The 2191-nt window shown below is 73.2% G+C and carries 2 protein-coding genes; one reads left to right on the top strand and one right to left on the bottom strand.

Going from position 1 to position 2191, the window contains the following annotated elements; all coding sequences use genetic code 11:
- Nucleotides 1-117: 117 nt before the first annotated feature.
- Nucleotides 118-990: an aldo/keto reductase gene (locus tag AB0J68_RS31315; RefSeq protein WP_354862534.1), complete on the bottom strand. Its 873-nt coding sequence runs from the start codon at nucleotides 988-990 to the stop codon at nucleotides 118-120.
- Nucleotides 991-1203: 213 nt separating this feature from the next.
- Between AB0J68_RS31315 and AB0J68_RS31310 the strand changes: the two genes are divergently transcribed.
- A partial coding sequence (locus AB0J68_RS31310; RefSeq protein ID WP_363942394.1) for a hypothetical protein occupies nucleotides 1204-2191 on the top strand: 988 nt, incomplete at its 3' end.

The raw sequence follows: 2191 nt of genomic DNA, 5'->3' as shown, positions 1-2191 counted from the left end.
GCCGGCTCGAGGAGCAGGCGAACCTCGAGCATGTCCTCGAATCGGTGACGGGTGATCTGGGGAGGAATGCGGTAGCCGGCCGGGACCACCCGCACGGCCTCGCTCAGCTCGCCTTGGTCAGCTCGCCTTGGTCAGCGCCTCGAACTCGTCGTCGGTGAGCCGCACGTCGGCCGCGGCCACGTTCTCCTCCAGGTGCGCCACCGAGGACGTGCCGGGGATCGGCAGCATCACCGGCGAGCGGCGCAGCAGCCAGGCCAGCGCGAGCTGCGCGGGCGTCGCGCCGTGCTCGGTGGAGATCGCGTCCAGCGGGCCGCCCGGCCGGGCCAGCTCGCCGGTGGCGATCGGGAACCACGGGATGAACGCGAGGTCGTTGCGCTCGCAGTACTCCAGGACGTCCTCGGCGCTGCGGTTGGCGAGGTTGTAGAGGTTCTGCACCGAGGCGATCGTGGTGATCGCGCGGGCCTGCTCAATCTGCTCGACGCTCACCTCGGACAGCCCGATGTGGCGGATCTTGCCCTCCTGCTGCAACAGGGCCAGCTCACCCAACTGGTCGGCCAGCGGCACCTGCGGGTCGATCCGGTGCAGCTGGTAGAGCGGGATGCTGTCCAGACCCAGGTGACGCAGGCTCAGCTCACACTGCTGACGCAGGTACTCCGGCCGGCCCACCGGACGCCAGTCGCCCGGGCCGGAGCGGGTCAGCCCGGCCTTGGTCGCGATGACCAGGTCGTCGGCGTACGGGTGCAGAGCCTCGCGGATCAGCAGCTCGGACACGAACGGGCCGTACGAGTCGGCGGTGTCGATGAACGTCACGCCCAGCTCGACCGCCCGACGCAGCACCCGCAGCGCCTCGGCCGGGTCCTTCGGATCACCCCACACACCCGGCCCGGTGATCTGCATCGCCCCGTAACCGAGCCGGTTGACCGTGACGTCGCCCCCGATCCGGTACGTACCGGACGCCTTCGCGGGCTGCTTGCTGATGTCGGTGGCCATACGCGCATCCCCAATCGTCTTCGTCGCGGCGGGCAAGACAGACAACCCACCACCTCGTGATCATCCCCCGGGAGCCGGCCATCATGCCGCCGCTCGCCCGATTGTGTGCGCCGACACGGCAGCACGCGATCACTGTCGTCCTGCCGCTAGCGCCCCTCCTGTCCGGTCTGCTACGCCTGATCCGAGTCGGTGCGGCCGGCCGGGGGAGGCGCGATGTGGCGACGGTTCAGACCCGACCCGGTCGGTCGGCTGCGGGAGCGGCTGGACCGCTTCGACACCACCCGCGACCACCGGGCGGTCCTCGACTCCGGCGCGATCCGCGACGCCGAGGCCGTCGTCGACCTGGTGACCGCGACGCCCACGGACGGGCCGCTGCCCGAGCGGGTCGCCGAGGGTGTGTTCCTCCTGGCCTGCCTGCACTGGTACCGATACCAACTGCTGCCCCCGGGCGAGGACGCCGACGACCTCGGCCAGGCGCTCGGGCTCACCCAGTTCCTGCTGCGCTGCGCCCCGCAGCGGGTGTCGCCGGCAATGCTGGCCCTGCTGCACGCGCACCGACCGCCAAGCGGCGGCGGCCCACACGCCGACGCGCCGCCGACCCGGTCCGGCCCGCGGTCGGCCGGGTCGGGTGCCGACGCCGCCGGCGCCCGCTACGTCGAGGCCGTCATGCTGATGGCCGCCGCGGAGACCAGCCGCGACTACCGGGCGGCCGACCGGGCCGAATCGCTGCTGCGCCAGGCCCTCGACGGTACGCCGGCCGGTGCGCCGGAGCGGCTGCACTACCTGTCCGCCCTCGGCAGGGTCCACCGTGACCAGTTCCAGCACCTCGGCCGACGAAGGGCCCTCCCGGCGGCCGTGACGGCGCACCGGGAGAGCCTGGAGGCCACCGGCCTCGGGGACCCGGAACGTCCCGTGCGGCTGTTCAACCTCGGCAACGTCCTGGGCGACACGTACGAGGTCGACCGCGACCCGGCCGCGCTGGACGAGTCGATCACGGTGCTGCGCGACGCGGTCCGGGCCGCCGCGACGGGCACGCCGGTGCGCACGATGGCGCGGATGAACCTCGGCCAGCGGCTGCGCGACCGGTGGCGGCTGCACCGGCGCCCGGGTGACCTCGACGAGGCGATCGACGCCTTCGCCGCGGCTCGGGGCAGTGCCGATCCCCGGGTCGCCGCGCTGCACGGCGCGGCGCTCGCCGAGC

This window comes from Micromonospora sp. NPDC049580 (assembly GCF_040675595.1).
In the GTDB taxonomy this organism is placed as follows: domain Bacteria; phylum Actinomycetota; class Actinomycetes; order Mycobacteriales; family Micromonosporaceae; genus Micromonospora.
Note: the sequence above shows the minus strand (reverse complement) of the source record. Positions and strands in the feature narration are given on the sequence as shown.

Bases quoted from the DNA above. Each gene is read 5' to 3' on its own strand.
- AB0J68_RS31315 (WP_354862534.1), bottom strand. From the start codon at position 990: ATGGCCACCGACATCAGCAAGCAGCCCGCGAAGGCGTCCGGTACGTAC.